General features: G+C 71.1%; 16 protein-coding genes and 1 tRNA gene. 6 read left to right on the plus strand and 11 right to left on the minus strand.

Translation table 11 applies throughout. The features are described 5' to 3' along the window. Positions 1–21: 21 nt before the first annotated feature. Positions 22–97 (minus strand) — tRNA-Ile (locus tag C6C15_RS17140). A gap of 220 nt (positions 98–317) precedes the next feature. Here C6C15_RS17140 and C6C15_RS13615 point away from each other — a divergent pair. Next, complete coding sequence (locus C6C15_RS13615; RefSeq protein WP_105950832.1) at positions 318–1,145, plus strand: SDR family oxidoreductase; 828 nt, start codon at positions 318–320, stop codon at positions 1,143–1,145. A gap of 18 nt (positions 1,146–1,163) precedes the next feature. Here the strand turns inward: C6C15_RS13615 and C6C15_RS13620 are convergent, their stop codons facing one another. From C6C15_RS13620 to C6C15_RS13640, 5 genes are all read right to left on the minus strand, one after another. Then, complete coding sequence (locus C6C15_RS13620) at positions 1,164–2,570, minus strand: DUF6716 putative glycosyltransferase (protein WP_105950340.1); 1,407 nt, start codon at positions 2,568–2,570, stop codon at positions 1,164–1,166. After that, on the minus strand, positions 2,567–3,439 hold the full coding sequence (locus C6C15_RS13625) for an N-acetylneuraminate synthase family protein (protein ID WP_025102446.1): 873 nt from the start codon (positions 3,437–3,439) through the stop codon (positions 2,567–2,569). Before C6C15_RS13625 ends, C6C15_RS13620 begins: the two co-directional genes overlap by 4 nt. A gap of 92 nt (positions 3,440–3,531) precedes the next feature. Next, positions 3,532–4,692: an acylneuraminate cytidylyltransferase gene (locus C6C15_RS13630; RefSeq protein WP_105950341.1), complete on the minus strand. Its 1,161-nt coding sequence runs from the start codon at positions 4,690–4,692 to the stop codon at positions 3,532–3,534. Between the two features lie 11 nt (positions 4,693–4,703). Next, positions 4,704–6,068, minus strand: a complete 1,365-nt coding sequence (locus C6C15_RS13635) for a polysialyltransferase family glycosyltransferase (RefSeq protein ID WP_105950342.1) — start codon at positions 6,066–6,068, stop codon at positions 4,704–4,706. Further along, on the minus strand, positions 6,068–7,045 hold the full coding sequence (locus C6C15_RS13640) for a glycosyltransferase family 2 protein (RefSeq protein WP_199787657.1): 978 nt from the start codon (positions 7,043–7,045) through the stop codon (positions 6,068–6,070). The genes C6C15_RS13635 and C6C15_RS13640 overlap by 1 nt, the downstream gene beginning before the upstream one ends. 369 nt (positions 7,046–7,414) lie before the next feature. On the opposite strand from C6C15_RS13640, the gene C6C15_RS13645 reads away from it, so the two are divergent. Both C6C15_RS13645 and C6C15_RS13650 read left to right on the plus strand, forming a co-directional pair. Continuing rightward, on the plus strand, positions 7,415–8,341 hold the full coding sequence (locus C6C15_RS13645) for a hypothetical protein (RefSeq protein WP_105950343.1): 927 nt from the start codon (positions 7,415–7,417) through the stop codon (positions 8,339–8,341). A gap of 9 nt (positions 8,342–8,350) precedes the next feature. Beyond that, the gene (locus tag C6C15_RS13650; protein ID WP_060922389.1) at positions 8,351–8,641 is read left to right on the plus strand and encodes a DUF4229 domain-containing protein; all 291 of its coding nucleotides are present in this window, start codon (positions 8,351–8,353) and stop codon (positions 8,639–8,641) included. 234 nt (positions 8,642–8,875) lie between these two features. On the opposite strand, the gene C6C15_RS13655 is transcribed toward C6C15_RS13650, so the two are convergent. The 3 genes from C6C15_RS13655 to C6C15_RS13665 are packed head-to-tail and all read right to left on the minus strand — an operon-like array spanning position 8,876 to position 10,545. Next, positions 8,876–9,844, minus strand: a complete 969-nt coding sequence (locus C6C15_RS13655) for a 1,4-dihydroxy-2-naphthoate polyprenyltransferase (RefSeq protein ID WP_105950344.1) — start codon at positions 9,842–9,844, stop codon at positions 8,876–8,878. Positions 9,845–9,880: 36 nt separating this feature from the next. After that, entirely contained in the window at positions 9,881–10,171 is a 291-nt protein-coding gene (locus C6C15_RS13660; RefSeq protein ID WP_105950345.1) for a DUF4287 domain-containing protein, read from the minus strand. Between the two features lie 14 nt (positions 10,172–10,185). Beyond that, a complete protein-coding gene (locus tag C6C15_RS13665; RefSeq protein ID WP_025102454.1) occupies positions 10,186–10,545 on the minus strand; it encodes a cupin domain-containing protein in 360 nt (119 codons plus the stop codon). Positions 10,546–10,590: 45 nt separating this feature from the next. Here C6C15_RS13665 and C6C15_RS13670 point away from each other — a divergent pair, with 45 nt between their 5' ends. Next, positions 10,591–11,616, plus strand: a complete 1,026-nt coding sequence (locus tag C6C15_RS13670; RefSeq protein WP_105950346.1) for an ArsR/SmtB family transcription factor — start codon at positions 10,591–10,593, stop codon at positions 11,614–11,616. Positions 11,617–11,623: 7 nt separating this feature from the next. On the opposite strand, the gene C6C15_RS13675 is transcribed toward C6C15_RS13670, so the two are convergent. Beyond that, entirely contained in the window at positions 11,624–12,082 is a 459-nt protein-coding gene (locus C6C15_RS13675) for an Lrp/AsnC family transcriptional regulator (protein WP_025102456.1), read from the minus strand. A 72-nt stretch (positions 12,083–12,154) separates the two neighbouring features. On the opposite strand from C6C15_RS13675, the gene C6C15_RS13680 reads away from it, so the two are divergent. Both C6C15_RS13680 and C6C15_RS13685 read left to right on the plus strand, forming a co-directional pair. Continuing rightward, positions 12,155–13,606: a DUF6421 family protein gene (locus C6C15_RS13680; protein WP_025102457.1), complete on the plus strand. Its 1,452-nt coding sequence runs from the start codon at positions 12,155–12,157 to the stop codon at positions 13,604–13,606. Positions 13,607–13,708: 102 nt separating this feature from the next. Continuing rightward, positions 13,709–14,368 (plus strand): SDR family oxidoreductase, encoded by a 660-nt coding sequence (locus C6C15_RS13685; RefSeq protein WP_083370914.1) that lies wholly within the window; start codon positions 13,709–13,711, stop codon positions 14,366–14,368. A gap of 18 nt (positions 14,369–14,386) precedes the next feature. Here C6C15_RS13685 and C6C15_RS13690 read toward each other — a convergent pair whose 3' ends face one another. Further along, the gene (locus C6C15_RS13690) at positions 14,387–15,820 is read right to left on the minus strand and encodes an MFS transporter (RefSeq protein ID WP_105950347.1); all 1,434 of its coding nucleotides are present in this window, start codon (positions 15,818–15,820) and stop codon (positions 14,387–14,389) included. Between the last annotated feature and the right edge of the window lie 11 nt (positions 15,821–15,831).

A 15,831-nucleotide genomic window follows, 5' to 3' on the forward strand; every position in this document is an offset into this window, starting at 1 on the left:
ACGGACGAGCCGAGGACGGAGTGGACGCGACGGCGGGAGTCGAACCCGCAACGCCTCCGGATATTAGCCGGGGCCCGGGACCGCCCGGATCGCCGCGATGGGGATGACGTTACCCGGCCGTGATCATCCCCGCCAGAACCGTTGCCTGGGATAACACCATGAGTCGCCGGATGACGGAGACGGCTAGCGTCGCCGTCGCTCGCCGTCAACCGGTTCGACCGCGCCGCGCCGCCGCCGTACCGTCGCTCGCACCGATGACGCCCGAGCAGGAGGCCGACATGTCCGAATCTCAGCACAACGACAAGACCCCTACGCCGATGGCGGAGGCCGGAGAGCCGCAGGCGCGGCTGGAGGCCGAGGCCCGCCGCGCGATCGTGACCGGCGCCGACTCCGGGATCGGCCGCGCCACCGCCGTCGCCCTCGCCGCGGCGGGTATCGACGTCGGCATCACCTGGCACAGCGACGAGGCCGGCGCCCAGGAGACCGCGGACGAGGTGCGCAGCCACGGCGCCCGCGCGGTGGTGACACAGCTCGACGTCTCCGACATCCCCGCGTGCGGCGACGTGGTCGACGGGCTGATCGCGGAACTCGGCGGCGTCGACGTGTTCGTCAACAACGCGGGGGCCGGGCTCCAGACCCCGTTCCTCGACGTGACGCTCGAGGAGTGGAACCGGGTGCTCGACACCGACCTCACCGGAGCCTTCGTCTGCCTGCAGCGGGCGGCCCGGTCGATGGTCACCGCGGGGCGCGGTGGGCGGCTGATCTCCGTGACCAGCGTGCACGAGCACCAGCCGATGGTGGGGGCGAGCGCGTATGACACCGCCAAGCATGGCCTCGGCGGACTCATGAAGAACCTCGCACTGGAGCTCGGCCGGTATGGGATCAGCGCCGTGAGCGTCGCTCCGGGTGAGATCGCGACCCCGATGACCGGGCAGACCGACACCGACCCGCACACCGAGGACCGCCCCGGCATCCCGCTCGGACGCCCCGGCGACGCCCGCGAGGTCGCCGCCCTGATCGCGTTCCTCGCCTCGCCCGAGGCCGCCTACATCTCCGGCGCCTCCGTCGTGATCGACGGCGGGATGCTGCAGATGGGACCCCAGGCGGGCGCGGCGATCGAGAGCCACGACTGGCGCACGGTCTGAGCGCGGACCGGCCGTGACTCAGCGGCGGATCGAGTCCTGGAACGGGTTCGGTTCGAGCGTGTAGTCCGTGGTCGGGTCGGCCCAGGTGTCCTGACCGGTCCGACGGCGGCCCGAACGCAGCACCGAGAGCGCACGCGTCGCGGGCACGCCGGCGGCGAGCGCGAGGCGTCCGGTGAGGGAGCGGTCCGTGCGGCCGAGCACGCTCGCGCGACGCCAGGCTTCATGCCAGGCCCCACCCCGGGCCGGGGGCACCCGGCGATGCGGCAGGGCGCCGGCCCGCCGCAGCGCGACGAGCTCCTGTACCCGGTCCCACCAGTCCGACTCCGCCTCCGGGTGGAAGTAGTTGTCGCGGAGCCAGGACGGGTGCGGGTGGCGGAATCGGCCGGCGACGACCTCGCCGGCGCCGCCCAGCAGACCGCTTCCGATGAAGACCGTGTTGAGCAGGCTCTTGTGCACCCCGAAGCGGTCGAGCGCGATCACGGGAACCCCGTGGGCCAGCGCCTCGACCGCCGCCGTCGAGCTCACCGTGACCAGGCCGGCGGCGGACTCGAGAGCGGTCGCCATCGGCGCGTGCGAGAAGACGAGGTTCGCCGGGCGGCCATGGATGAAGAGCCGGGTGTACGGATCACGGTCGAGGTGGGTCTCAGCCTCCCCCGGACGGGACCGCAGCTTCACGACCACCCGGCGCGACGGTTCGGCCTCCGCGGCGCGCACGAGCAGGGCGGCGATCGCCGCTCGCTGCTCGGGGCGGGCAGGGACGAGGGCCTGCCCGGCGAAGACGACGTCCGTCGCCCCGGGCCGGCGGAGCGCCGATGGCGTCGCGGCGACACGACGCTCCGCGAGAGCGACTCCGCCCGTACCCGCGGAGAGGGATCCGGCCGCCCTGGATTCCCGGAGACGGCTGCCGCCCCACCGCTCGCGTCCCCGCGCGAAGGGGAGGGTCGCCAGCGCGAGCGGCATCTGCACCCCGATGCGCTCGCCGAGCTCGGCGAACGCCCGGCGCTCGCGGTGCGAGTGCACGATCAGCAGGTCGGTGTGTCGTCGATAGTCGAGCGCCCCACGCTGCGCGGGGATCGCCATGCCGGGAAGCCCGGAGACGGTCACGGGGCGATGCGGCAGCGCATCGACGATTCCGCCGAGGAGCCGGACGAACGGTCCCCGCCCGGCGAGCAGCACGACGTCAGGGCGCTCGGCCTCGAGCCATCCGACCACGCGATCGAGGTCTAGCCGAGTGACGTCAGCGGCGCCGAAGCCGGTGCCCGCCAGTGCCGCATCCTGCTGCGCGCCACTCACCGTCAGCGGCGTGCGCACCAGCAGGAGCTGCGACCGCAGACCAGGCACGGCCCCCAGCAGCGATGCCGCCCACTTCACGAACGAGTCGGCGTCCGCGATGGCGACCACACGCATCCCGGCATCGGCGGTCATGCGGGCACGCGGCGGAGCTTCGCCATCGGCGCGCGCTCGCTGTCGAACACGCGCTTGACGCCGTCGCCCACCGCGCTCTCGATGACCCGGATGTCGCGGACCAGGTGCTCCAGCCCTCCCGGCTCCAGGGATGCGGCATGGTCGGAGCCCCACATCGTCCGGTCCAGCGTGATGTGGCGCTCCACGGCGACCGCCCCCATCGCGACCGCGGCGAGCGAGATCTGCAGGCCCCGCTCGTGTCCCGAGTACCCGACGGGGATCCCGGGGTAGCGGTCTCGCAGGGTCGCGATCACCCGCAGGTTCGCCTCCTCGGGCTCGAGGGGGTAGGTCGAGGTCGCGTGCATGAGGACGACGCGGTCGGTGCCGAGCGTGTCCAGCGCACGATCGATCTGCTCCATCGTGGACATGCCCGTCGAGAGGATGACCGGCTTCCCGGTCTCCCGCAGCGCGACGAGCAGTTCCGTGTCGGTCAAGCTCGCCGACGCGACCTTGTGCGCCACGACGTGGAGGTCTTCGAGGAACGCGACGCTCGGCACGTCCCACGGCGAGGCGAACCAGTCCAGGCCCTGCATCGTGGCGTGGTCGCCGATCTCGACGTACTCGTCACGGCCGAACTCCACCCGACGGCGATAGTCGAGGTACGTCATCGTTCCCCACGGCGTCTCCCGCGGCACGTCGCGCATGTGCTCCGGCGTGGAGATCTCGGGCGTGCGCTTCTGGAACTTCACCGCGTCCGCGCCGGCTCGGGCCGCGACGTCGATGAGGCGCTTCGCGATGTCGACGTCGCCGTTGTGGTTGAGGCCGATCTCCGCGATGACATAGGCGGGACGGCCGCCGCCGATCACGTGCGATCCGATGCTGACAGTCATGATTCCTCCGGTCGTCGAGCGGTTTTCACCCCGTCCTTCCTGACTACGGGCCACGGGTGAACACCGGCCGACGGGACGGTTACCGGGGACCGTCAGCTCGACAACACCCGCTCGACGAGCTCACGCACGGCTCCATCGCCGCCGCGCCGCCGCAGCACGACGCGTGCCTCCGCCCGCACAAGCGGGTACGCGTCCGCGACGGCGACCGGCCAGCCCACGATCCGCATCGCGGGGAGATCGTTGACGTCATTGCCGAGGTAGGCGACGTCGGCGAGCGCCACATCCTGCTCCCGGGCCCACTGTCGGAGCGCAGCCTCCTTGTCGTCGATCCCGTGCAGGACGGGGACACGGAGCTTGTCGGCTCGGGCTCGCACCACCGGGTTCACCTCGGTGGAGAGGATCAGCATCGGCACCCCCGCCCGCCGCAGGAGCGCGACGCCCATCCCGTCCTCCCGGCTGACCCGCACCCGCTCCCCGCCCGAGGCGTCGATGATCGCGGTGTCGTCCGTGTGCACGCCGTCGAAATCCGTGACCACGGCGCGGGCGGGGACGCGCCCGGGCCGTTCGTGCAGAACGGCGAGGGCCCGAGCGGCCTGTAGCTGTGCGTCGTCGTCGATCTCGATCGCGGTCTCCTCAGGCACGGGGGCGATCCCGATACGACCGAAGAAGCGGTGTCGATGGGCGCGGAACCCGTCGGCCCGGAAGACGTAGAAGGCTCCGGTCTCCAGGTAGTGCGGCTCTCGGTCCTGGCGGCGAGGGCGCTGGCCGGCCTCGTGATTGATCGCCTCCGCCGTGCCGTCGGTCCCCCGGTGCCAGAGGAAGCCGTAGGTCTCGACGGCGGAGAAGGCGCTGTCCGACTCTCCCCGCCGCACGTCGCCGACGGCACCGGCCAGCGCCGCGCTCGGGAGGAAGGGCGAGGTGGCCTGCAGGAAGGCGACGATCTCGAAGCGCTCGCCGTCGCGCTCCAGCTCATCGAGCGCATGGAGGATCGCCGCCTCCGAGGCCGCGGTGTCTCCGGAGAGCTCGGCCGGACGCCGGACCACCCGTGCACCCGCCTCCTCGGCCACCGCGGCGATCTCGTCGTCGTCGGTCGAGACGACCACGAGATCGAAGCACGCCGCCGCCCGCGCGGCGTGCACGGCTCTGGCCACCAGCGGAACCCCTCCCACACGCTCGAGGTTCTTCCTCGGGATCTGCTTCGACCCGCCCCGCGCGGGGATGATCGCCACCGCCGGCCGCACGCGTTCGTCCATGTCGTGTCTCCTCATCGTCCCCGGATCTCCCGCCAGGCTCGGCCCGCACGGCGGCGGGCGCCGACAGCCGTGAGCCGCCATTCCTCGACCCGACCCACGCCTCCGCGTGGACGCAGCAGGCCGCGCGCGCCGCGCGGTGCCGAGCCCCCGGGAAGGGCGAGCGCAGCCAACCGGTCGGGGGCGAAGTAGCGGCGGCGTTCCTCCTCGTCGAGGCCGTCGAGCAACTGCTCGGCCCGGACGCGGAGGTGTCCTGCGATCTCCGGCTGCATCATGTAGCCCACCGCGTCGACGAGGAGCTGCAGCCGATCCGAGTCGGCGTAGGGCGAGGGCGTCCGGGTGAGCGCATCGACGATCGTCAGCGGGATGCGGTTGCTGTTCTCCACCGGGGCGAGGGTGCGGAGCAGTTCCGTCGTCCCTGCGGCACCGATCGTCCGCCCGAACAGGGTACGGACCGTGGGCAGAGCCGTCGAGAAGGTCGCCACGACGGCGCGTGCGTCGAGGCGCTCCGCCAGGAGTTCGGCAGGCAGGCGACCGCGATCCTCCACGAACGTGAGACCGCGACTCTCCGCATGCGCGCGCACGGCGTGGGCGAGCTGCGGCGGTGCCGCGGGATGGGGCTTGAAGACGATCCGCTCCGGGCGCTCTTCCGCCGCCCGGTCGACCAGGCGCCGTTGGAGCGCGACCTCCTCGGCCGCAGTCATCAGGCCGAGGGCCGCGACGTACTGTCCCAGTACGAGCACGGTCGCCGGCCCTGCAGCAGGGGGCCCCTCTGAGGATTCGCCCGTCTCGCGCAGAGCAGCGGCGAAGGACTCGGGAGGCACCGGGACAGGCACCGCGTGCGGAGACCCCACCAGCGGACGGACGCCGGGCACCACGTCGGCGTACACGACGCGCTCGATGCGTGCCGCAACCGCATGCGGCAGCCGGACCCGCATCGGCGCGTAGGTCATGAGGCCGTCGCCGACGATGGTCACCCGGGCCTCCGGGAACAGGGAGAGGAGCGTGCGAGCGGGTGCGACCTGGGGGCTCTGCACGAAGAGCTCGATCTCCCGCGGGTCGAGCCGCCACGCTCGCGCGAGAAGCCGGCCCAAGACGGGGAGGTCGGCATCCGTCGGCTCCCACGCACTCGGATGCAGGGGACCGAGCACGTCGGCCAGCGCCTCCACTCGATGGAAACGGCCGCGGAGGGAGCGCAGCGCAGGATCCTCGGCGATGCCCACGACCGTCTCCGGGACGCGCGACGAGGTGAACGGCACGAGCACCCGCTCCGCCATCCGACCGCCGCCGTCGGCGCCCGCGTCGAGCAGCCCGGCGTCGATCGCGGCGGCCGCGGTGGCGAGTCCGTAGGCGCTGTGCAGGGCGAAGAGGCGACTCATCAGGCGTGACCTCCGCGGCGCAGGCTGCGCGCCAGCACCCGCCGACGTGGTCCGTCGAGCCGGGCGAGCACCCCGGCGACCTCCGCGGCGGGGAGGTCCTGCAACAGCAGCCGGATCCGCCGGCGCATCTCCCTCCGCACGGGCGGCGTCATGCGCCGTGAGCGCACCAGGTGATGCGCGCTGAGGGCGAGCGCGGTCCAGACGGCCTTCGGAAAGAAGCGGTCGGCCTCGCGGTCCGCCCGGACGAGGTCGAGCACCTGGGTCAGCGCCGGGGCGAAGTCGAGCTGGCGGCGGTCGTGCACCTGGGTGAGCGAGCTCTCGACGCCACGACGGTAGAGCAGCGCCGGGGCGTCCACCACGGCGAATGAGGCGGCCTCAAGGTGCAGGCGCCAGACCCACGGACGATCCTCGGCCGTGAAGAGGCCGGAGGGGAACGCGGCCAGCCCGCGGTCGAGCACGCGGCGGTGCAGCAGTCCCGCCCAGGCGAACGGGTAGTCCACCATGCTCGGCTCATCGACGGGGAGGATCGCCTCCCGGGGCGGCACGACCCGTTCCCGCCACGGATACGGAGCACGGACGAGCGCGCGTCGCATCCCGGAGACGGTCACATGATCCGTCCGGAGGAAGTCGCATCGGAGCTCTCGCAGGCGCGCGGCGAGGACCGCGAGGCGCTGCGGCTGCATCCAGTCGTCGCCGTCGACGAAGCAGAACGCCTCTCCTTCCACATGCGCGAGCCCTTGGTTGCGTGCCGAGGCGAGCCCGCGCGGTTCCGGATTGCGGAGCACCTCAGCGCGCGGGAACCGATCCGCGTAGTGCTCCAGAAGCGCGCCGGTGTCATCTCGCGAGCCGTCGTCTATCGCCACGAGCTTGAGGGCGGCCGGATCATCGAACTGCCGGGTGAGCGTCTCCAGCGTGGTGCCGATGTACGGCCCGGCGTCCTTGGCAGGCAGGATGACGGTGACGAGGGGCGTGCGCACGGAGCTCCCGGGATGGACGATGGGCTCGTCATCCTGACAGGCGACGGTGTCCGGAGGGCGACCGCGTGGTGAACGCCCGGTGACGGCGCGAGATGCGCGCTGAGGTGTGGCCCGCACCCGAACGAGCCACACCCCCAGTGCGTTGCACTGCCGGATGCGAACACCCGGTGAACCGCCACCGTGAGGCGACGGCCACCCCGCGGCGGTACTGGCCCCCACCAGCGAACCGCGAGGCGTCGTCGAGAGCGACTCCATGAAGATCAGCACTCAACACGTAACACGATACAACTGTCCGTTCGATCGCGCGGATCGACCTAGGTCAATCCGTGAAAATTCGCACACCACCGTCGGATCGGGGACGATGGAGGCATGCGGTGGCCCTGGAACACGATCTCGCGACCGGTGCTGCGGCGGCGGCGGAGCGGCGGCGTCGAGGTGCGCTGGCTGACCGCGCGTTCGTGGACCCAGCGGTGGTACCCCCAGGGCATCGACGTCGGAGAGCGCCGGGGACGCCGAGCGCTCGCGGTGAGCTGGTTCCGCCAGGATGCCTCGGGGCGCCACCTCGCCTCGCGGGTGACCCTCGTGGATCGCGAACGCGCCCGCCGCATCGACATCGTGCTGGCCATCACCGACGAGAACGACGTCCTTCAGCCTGCCCCGATCCACGCCGGCGGTCTCGCCTGGGTCGGCGACCGGCTGTTCGCCGCCGCGACAGGGCAGGGCATCTGGGAGTTCGACCTGGGCGCGCTTCGACGGGTGCACGGCGCCGACGCCCAGCGGGTGCGCGGAGGAGCACGCCGTCGGGACCGACGCACGGCCGTGGTGGCGGTGCGGACCCGCCGTCATCCCGTCGCCCTCCGGTGCTCCTTCGTCGGTCGGGTGTTCGACGCGGACGGGACACCGCTCCCCCGCGTGCTCATCGGCGAGTACCGGGGTCAGGAGACCGGGGTGGTCGGCGAGTTCGCGATCCCCGAAGACTCCGCCGACGGCTTCGTCGAACTCGAGCGCTTCATCCCCGGCATCCGGCATATGCAGGGAGCCGTGCGGTGGGGCGACCACTATCTCGTGTCACAGTCGGATCACCTGCGCCCCGGAGTGCTGTGGTCGGGACCTCGCCAAGCCCTCACCCGCCACCCGGTCGCCCTGCCGGTCGGCTGCGAGGATCTGGCCCTGGACCCGGATGACGAGCTGCTGTGGACCCTGGGCGAGCATCCGTGGCGACGCATCGTGCGGGGCATCCCATTCGCGCGCGTCGGACTCCGGCGTCACAGCGGGAGCACGGAGCGGCGAACGTAGACTGAACGGGTGAAGAAGCCCGCCCCCCTCCTCGTCTACACCGTGCTGCGCCTGCTGGCGTTCCTCGTCCCGCTGGCCATCCTGTGGTTCTTCTTCCCGATCTTCCGCGAGTTCTGGTGGCTGGCGGCGATCTTCGCGGCCCTCATCGGCGCGAGCATCTCGATGCTGTTCCTGCGCACCCCGCTCTCCGACGCCTCCGCGCGCCTGCACGAGCGCCGGCAGGGAAGGGTCTCCGGGCAGCAGGCCGACGCCGCGGCCGAGGACGAACTCGTCGACGGCGCCCCCGACGACCGCCCCTGACGCAGGTCCGCCGTACACAGCTTCGGACCTCTGAGGCAGGTCCGATTGTTGGACCGCGTCTCAAAACTCTCGGCTGACCCATAGGTTCGACCGGCATCTCGGTCCCTGCGCCCGGGTCGCCGGGCACGACTTCGGAGCGACCGCACGACGCACCGAGGACAGGTCCGAGATGACGGCGTGTCGGTCGCGAGCTCCGAAGCTGTGCCCGGAGAGGCGCAGGAGACGGGGAGCAGCTCAGCCGACGAAGGCCCAGAACAGGGCGCCCGCGTAGAGCAGGGAGGTCAGCGACGTCAGGGCGAGGGCGATGACCAGCTCCCGCGGCTGCCGGTAGGTCCAGACGATCGCGATCGCGGGAAGACCGGCCAGGAGCGCGAGCAGCGAGATCCAGGCGATCGGGAACAGCAACGCGAGGAACACGGCGATGCCGAACGGCACGAGCACGAAGAGCGTGAAGAGGACCTGCGTGGCGCGGCGGCCGATGAGGACCGTCAGCGTGCGCTTGCCGACCTCGCGGTCCTGATCGATGTCGCGGAGGTTGTTGGCCAGCAGCACCGCGCACGCGAACAGTCCGGCGGCGATCGCCCCCAGCCAGGCCTGCTGCGGGAGCATGAAGACCTGCACCCAGGTGGTGCCGAGAGTCGCGACGAGCCCGAAGAACACGAAGACGAAGACCTCACCGAGGCCGTAGTACCCGTAGGGCCGCTTCCCGCCGGTGTAGAACCACGCGGCGACGATGCAGGCCGCACCCACGGCGAGCATCCACCACTGCCCGGTCCGCACGACGATCGCGATACCGACCACCGCGGCGAGCGCGAAGAAGACCAGGCCGATGACGAGCACCGTGCGCGGCTTCACCCGTCCGGAGGCCGTGAGCCGCGCCGGGCCGACCCGATGGGCGTCGGTGCCGCGGATCCCGTCGCTGTAGTCGTTGGTGAAGTTCACGCCGATCTGCAGCAGGACCGCGACGGCGAGGCACGCGAGCGCGATCACCCAGTGGAACTCCGGCCCGGTGCTGCGCGCGGCTCCCGTACCGATGATGACGGGGGCGATCGCGAGGGGCAGCGTGCGCACACGCGCCGCACCGATCCAGTCGCCGATCGTCACGGGACCCGCCTCGACGACCGGCCGCTTGGCCGGGTTGCCGCTGGTGCGCGGCGGGGTGCGCCGACCGGATTTCTTCTTGCGCTGGGAGGATGCTGCCACCCACGGAATCCTAGTCGTCGCGGCGAGGCGGCGAACTCAGCGGTGCGGGTTGCTGTCCTTGCCGTCGAGCCAGAGCTCGTCGGTCTTGTCGGCGTGCGTCCCGGTCGTGCCGACGTGCTTGTCGCTGATCTTCGGCCCCTTGAGGATGACGTGGACCATCGCCTGCGCGTGGCCGTGGCCGAGGCCGTACTCCTGCTTGAGCCAGTTCAGGACGACGGTGGACTTCGTGCTCTCGTCGAACCCCTGCTCGTGCGCGAGGGCGATGAACTGCCGTGGCGTGAGGCCGGTCTGGGTCTCGACCTTGTCGAGGTATGCCTGGAAGGACATGGTGGTCTCCGCTCTCAGTCCTCGTCGAGGAACGTCTGGATGATCGTGTCGGACGCGTGGATGCAGAGGATCCGGAGGAGCCCGGTCCCCGCGTTGGTGAAGCCGTGTGGCGTGAAGGCGGGCGCGGTGGCGGTGTCTCCGGCTCTCGCGACGAGGACGTCGTCGCCGATCCGGATCCGCACCATGCCCTCGAGCACGATCCAGGTCTCAGGGTAGGGGTGCCAGTGCAGCCCCGGCCCCTCTCCTGGCTGGTTCTCGACGAAGAAGTAGGAGACGGCGGCTCCGTGGTCGGCGCCGACGAATCGGCGGCTGCTCCCTGTGCCGATGCGGATCGCACCACTGGGGACGAGGGTGGGAAGGTGGATCTCGGTCATGACCCCAGTGTCGACAGCACACGTCGCACCTCCTAGAGTTTCGATGTGGATCGAAACTCTGCGCCGGTCGAGGGCGTCGACCACCCGGATCACCGGGTCGAGTTCCACCTGAGTCCCGGCGACATCCAGGCGGTGCGGTTCGGCATCTCCCCCGGGCACGAACTGGCGCATGCGGTGCGCGTGCTCCTCCGCCCGGCGGCGCACCCCCTGCAGTGGGGGTGGCTCCGCACCGCGAGGGAGGGGCTGCCGCGCGACGCCTTCGCGCTCCTGGCGACGGTGATCGGCGACGACGGCTACCTCCCGGACTTCCTCACCAGCACGCCGCGCGGCGATCTGACCCCCGAGGACGAACTCGCCGCCCTGCGGGAGGCGGCGCTCGACCCGCTGCGCGTCGACCTCGGCAAGCGGATCCAGCGCTCGACGGGTGCACAGCGTCAGGCCCTGCGCGATCTGTCCGCCCGGCCGCAGCGCGCCCGTGCGATGATCGCGGATGCCTGGGAGGAGGTCTGGGAGGCCGCGTTGGCACCGACCTGGCCTCAGCTGGAGCGCCTCCTCCGGGCCGACATCGCCGTTCGTGCCCGAGTGATCGCGACGACCGGCATCGCCGGGATGGCCGGCGCCCTCCATCCCCAGGTCTCGTGGGGTGCGGGTGCGGTGCGGGTCTCGCTCCGCCGGCACAGCGAGGAGGTGGATTGTCGCGGCAGCGGCCTCGTGCTGGTGCCCTCCGTCCTCTCGTCCTGGGGCTGCCTGGTGCTCACCGAGCCGCCCGCACAGCCGACGCTGTTCTATCCCGCCCGTGGCGTGACCGCGGGGTGGGCACGGGACACCACCGAGACCGTGGCCGCCCTGGGCGCCCTGCTCGGACCGGCGCGCGCCGGCATCCTCCTCACCGCCGGGACACCGCGCACGACATCGGAGGTGGCCGCTGATGCGGGGCTCGCGCTGTCGACCGCATCACACCATCTCACCGTGCTGCGGGACGCCGGGCTCGTGGTGAGCGAACGGGACGGCTCCCGCATGCAGCACGTGCGCACGCCCTTGGGCGAGGCGCTCGTCGGCGCGCTGCTCTGACGCCGCCCTACCCGGCGGTCGAGACCGGGATGATCGGCCGGTGCTCGTAATAGGTCTGCAGGACCACGGTCGTGCGCGTGCTCACGTTCGCCGCGAGCCGGACGTCGCGGACGAGCTGCTCCAGGTCGCGCGGCGTCGGCACGCGGACGAAGAGCATGTAGCTCGCGTCGCCGGCGATGGAGTGGCAGGCCTCGATCGCATCGAGGTGCTCCAGGAGCTCGGGGGCGTTGTCCGGCTGGGCCGGATCGAGCGGGGTGATCTCGATGAAGGCGGACAACGGAGTGCCCGCCTGCTCCGGGTCCAGGATCGCCCGGTAGCCGGTGATGACGCCGCGGGTCTCGAGCCGCCGCAGCCGGGACTGCACCGCCGACACCGAGAGCCCGACGGCGTCGGAGAGCTGTGACAGCGTCGCCCGCCCGTCGCGGGAGATGGTCGCCAGGATCGCACGGTCGACAGAATCATCCATGGCTGTAAGATTATCGTCAGGATTCCGTTATCACCGGAATCTTTCCGTTTTTCACTGCGATCGGAGGTTCCGATGTCCCTCGTTTCCGCCAACAGTTCCGCTGTTCAGGCCGTCGTCGGCGAACCCGAGGTCGTCGAGGATGCGTCGATCGCGGAGAACTCCGCCGCCTGGGCGCAGCTCAAGCAGGCCGCGATCGCCCTCCGTGAGCTCCAGATCAAGGACGGCTCGATCCCTGGCGCTTCGACGAGTTCAGTGACCCAGGACCAGGCGACCGCGCTCGTCGGGCAGATCACCGCCGCGATCCGGGCACTCGCCCCCGCCTTCCCGCACGACGCGGACTACCTCGCGGCCTCCGTCGCCGACTTCGAGCGCTGGGCGTCCGAGGGCTTCGGCGTGCCCGACTTCCTCGACTCGCTCGTGGCGTTCCAGCCGCAGCAGCACCGCATCGACGGGATCCGCCACCTCGTGGTCTTCCCGATGTACACGCAGAACGGCTCCAGCGACCGCCTGGTCGAGGCGCTCATCGTCGAGACCATCTGGCCGGAGTTCATCGCCGCGCTCGAGGCCGGCGACTATGGCAACAAGCTCTTCGTCTCGCTGCGACTCGTCGACTTCACGCCCGGTTACGACACGAACTCCGCGGTGCTCTTCCCGGAGACCGTCGCCATGCGCGAGATCCCGACCTTCACGTGGGGCGCGATCTTCCAGGACCGTGAGGCCGCCCGTTACCGCCGCGTGGTCCGTGCAGCCTCGGAGATCACCAACCTCGACCTTCCCGAGCGCGCGGCGGCGATGCTGGAGGATCAGGAGGTCGCCGAGAAGACCTTCGTGATGTGGGACATCATCCACGACCGCACCCACATGCGCGGAGACCTGCCCTTCGACCCGTTCATGATCAAGCAGCGGATGCCGTTCTTCCTGTACTCGCTGGAGGAGATGCGCTGCGACATGACGGCGTTCCGCGAGTCGGTGAAGATCGAGCGGGCGCTGGATGCCCGGGTCGCCGCGGGTGAGGAGCTCACGGAGACCGAGCGGGAGATGCACGAGTACGCGCACCTCGTGCAGTACGCCGTGATCTTCGACCGCATCTTCCGCTTCGCCATCACCGGCACGCGCGTCCGCAACTATGACGCGGTGGGTGGCCAGCTCCTGTTCGCGTGGCTGCACCAGCGCGGCGTGCTGCACTGGACCGACACGGCGCTCGCGTTCGACTGGGAGAACGTGCCGGACGCCGTCGTGGCCCTCGGTGACGCGATCGACGACCTGTACTGGCACTCGATCGACCGCCCCAAGGTCGCGCACTGGCTCGCCGCGTACGAGCTGGTCCGCGGCACGCTGACCCCGCACCCCGCATCGCAGTGGGCGCGCGGGCTGTCCGACGAGATCCTCGCCGGAGCACCGAAGGGCTACACCGACGCGGTCCTGGACGACGAGTTCCCGCTGTCGATGTTCTTCGAGACGCTCGACAAGAAGATGAAGCCGGTCATCGAGTCGACGGTCGGCATCCGCGGTACGGACGACTGATCCGCATCGCTCCGTTGTGACGCTGGGGCGCACCCCCTCTGCGGCCGGAGACCCGGATCCCGGGTCCGGCCGCAGAGGCATCTCCGACCGAGAGGACACCGCATGACGACGCCGACGAGCCGGGAAGCGCAGGGCCGGGTGGTCGTGCTGGCGGGCGCGACGAGTGCAGCGGGCCTCGCGGCGACGCGGGCCTTGCGCGATGCCGGAGCCCGGGTGATCGCCACCGGACGCACGTCCGAGCGACTACGCGCCCTGGCCGAGGCGGGCGCCGAGACGGCGGTCGCCGACGCGACCTCCCTCGCCGACATGACGGCGCTCGCCGGGCGGCTCGAGACGGTCGATGCGGTCGTGCCCCTCGTGGGCGGCTGGCGGGGCGGCGGCGGACTCGCCGGGCAGACCGACGACGACTTCGCGGCGCTGCTGCCGGCGCTGGAGGCGGTGCGCGCGACGAGCCGCGCGTTCGATGGCCCCCTCCGCGCCTCCGCCGCCGGACGATTCGCGATCGTGTCGTCGACCTCCGTCGCACGCCCCCTCGCCGGCGGAGCGAACTACGCGGCGGTCAAGGCAGCGAGCGAGGCCTGGACCCGTGCCGTCGCCCAGGGGTACGCCAAGGCGGCGCGCGAGGCCGACGAACCGCTGCGCGCCGCTGCCGTCGTGTTCCGCGCCAAGGCGCTCGATCCCGATGCCCTCGCCGCGCGTCTCGTCGGACTCTGGGACACCGACGCCGCCGACCTCAACGACCGGGTGCTCGACCTGGGCTGAATCCCGCCCCTCGGGCGGTCACCGGGGCTCGGGCGGTATGCCGGGGACGATCGGTGGGGCGTCACGGATCGCGTGCGGGCCGTCGCCCGCTTCATCCACGGCGTCGACTGCCGGTTCGGGAGCCTCTTCCGGAGCCGAATCCGGGGCGGTCGCATAGAGCTCGGTGAGGGTGCGATACGACCGGGTGAAGAAGGCCAGCGTCGCGGCGACCACCATGATGAGACCCGCGAAGAGGCAGATCAGCGCGATACCGCGCGCCTCACCGTCGCCGAGGAGCCACCCCCACTGCCGCTGCCCCTGCGCGCTGTCCATGTACGGGATCACGAGGAACTCGGCGATCGGGGCGATGAGGAACGCGGTGATCGGGGCTGCCGCCGCCTCCATCGCGGCCGCGGTGCCGAACACCCGTCCCTGGCGCGCGAACGGGACGACCTTCTGGATGACGGTCTGCTCCGCGGCCTCGACGGGCGGCACGAGCGCCATGTACACCCACATGCCGAGGACGTACAGCGGCCACCATTCGCGCAGCATGAAGATCGCCCCGAGGAGTCCCATCGCGATCACGATGAGCAGCATCGTGCGCACGGGCTTCCTGCCGAGGCCGAACTTGGCCACCAGTCCCCCGCCGATCAGGAATCCGGTCGACGCGAAGGCCAGGGCGAACCCCCACATCTGCGCGTCGAAGAGCGTGAGCCCGTACGGATCCATGAGCGCCATGTAGACGCCGCCGATGAGGTTGTTGAAGGTCGAGAAGACGATGAGCGCGAACAGTCCGGGCGCCTGGCGGATGGCCTGGACGCTGCCGCGGAAGTCGACGGCGCTCTTCGCCTCCGGGTCGACCTCTGGCGCGGACTCCGGGATCCGGATGAACAGCAGGTGCGCGAAGGTGAGGGCCATCGCCACGATCGCGATCCCCAGGGTCCACCCCATGCCGAGGAAGCCGATGGAGAGGCCGGAGAAGACGCTCGTGACGAGGAAGGCGAGCCCCTGCACCGTGCCGACGAGACCGTTGGCGTTGGCGCGCTTCTCCTCCGGCACCAGCAGCGTCACCGTGGTGGACAGCGCGATGTTGCGGAGCTGCTCGATCACCCCGCCGAACAGGATGACGCCGGAGAACAGCCAGAACCACGGTCCGCCGAGGTCGAGCAGGGAGGCCTCGGGCTGCCAGAGGTAGAGAACGCCCGCGACGAGGAACGCCGCCGCCGAGATGACGCTCGACAGGAGCATGACGCGGTGCTTGCGATGACGGTCGACGATGGTGCCGAACACCATCGCGAAGAACGCGACGAACAGCATGTAGGCACCGCCGATGATGCCCGTGGCCAGCACCGACCGGGTCTCGATGTAGACCCAGAAGGTGAGGGCGAACCACAGGAAGCTCGTCGTGACGTTGGCGATCAACGTGTTGACGAGGACGTTCGCGAAAGCGGTCTTCGCCGCGCTGCGTTCCATGGGTTCGAGGG

Origin of the sequence: Microbacterium sp. str. 'China', assembly GCF_002993305.1 — a bacterium.
GTDB classification, from domain to species: domain Bacteria; phylum Actinomycetota; class Actinomycetes; order Actinomycetales; family Microbacteriaceae; genus Microbacterium; species Microbacterium paraoxydans.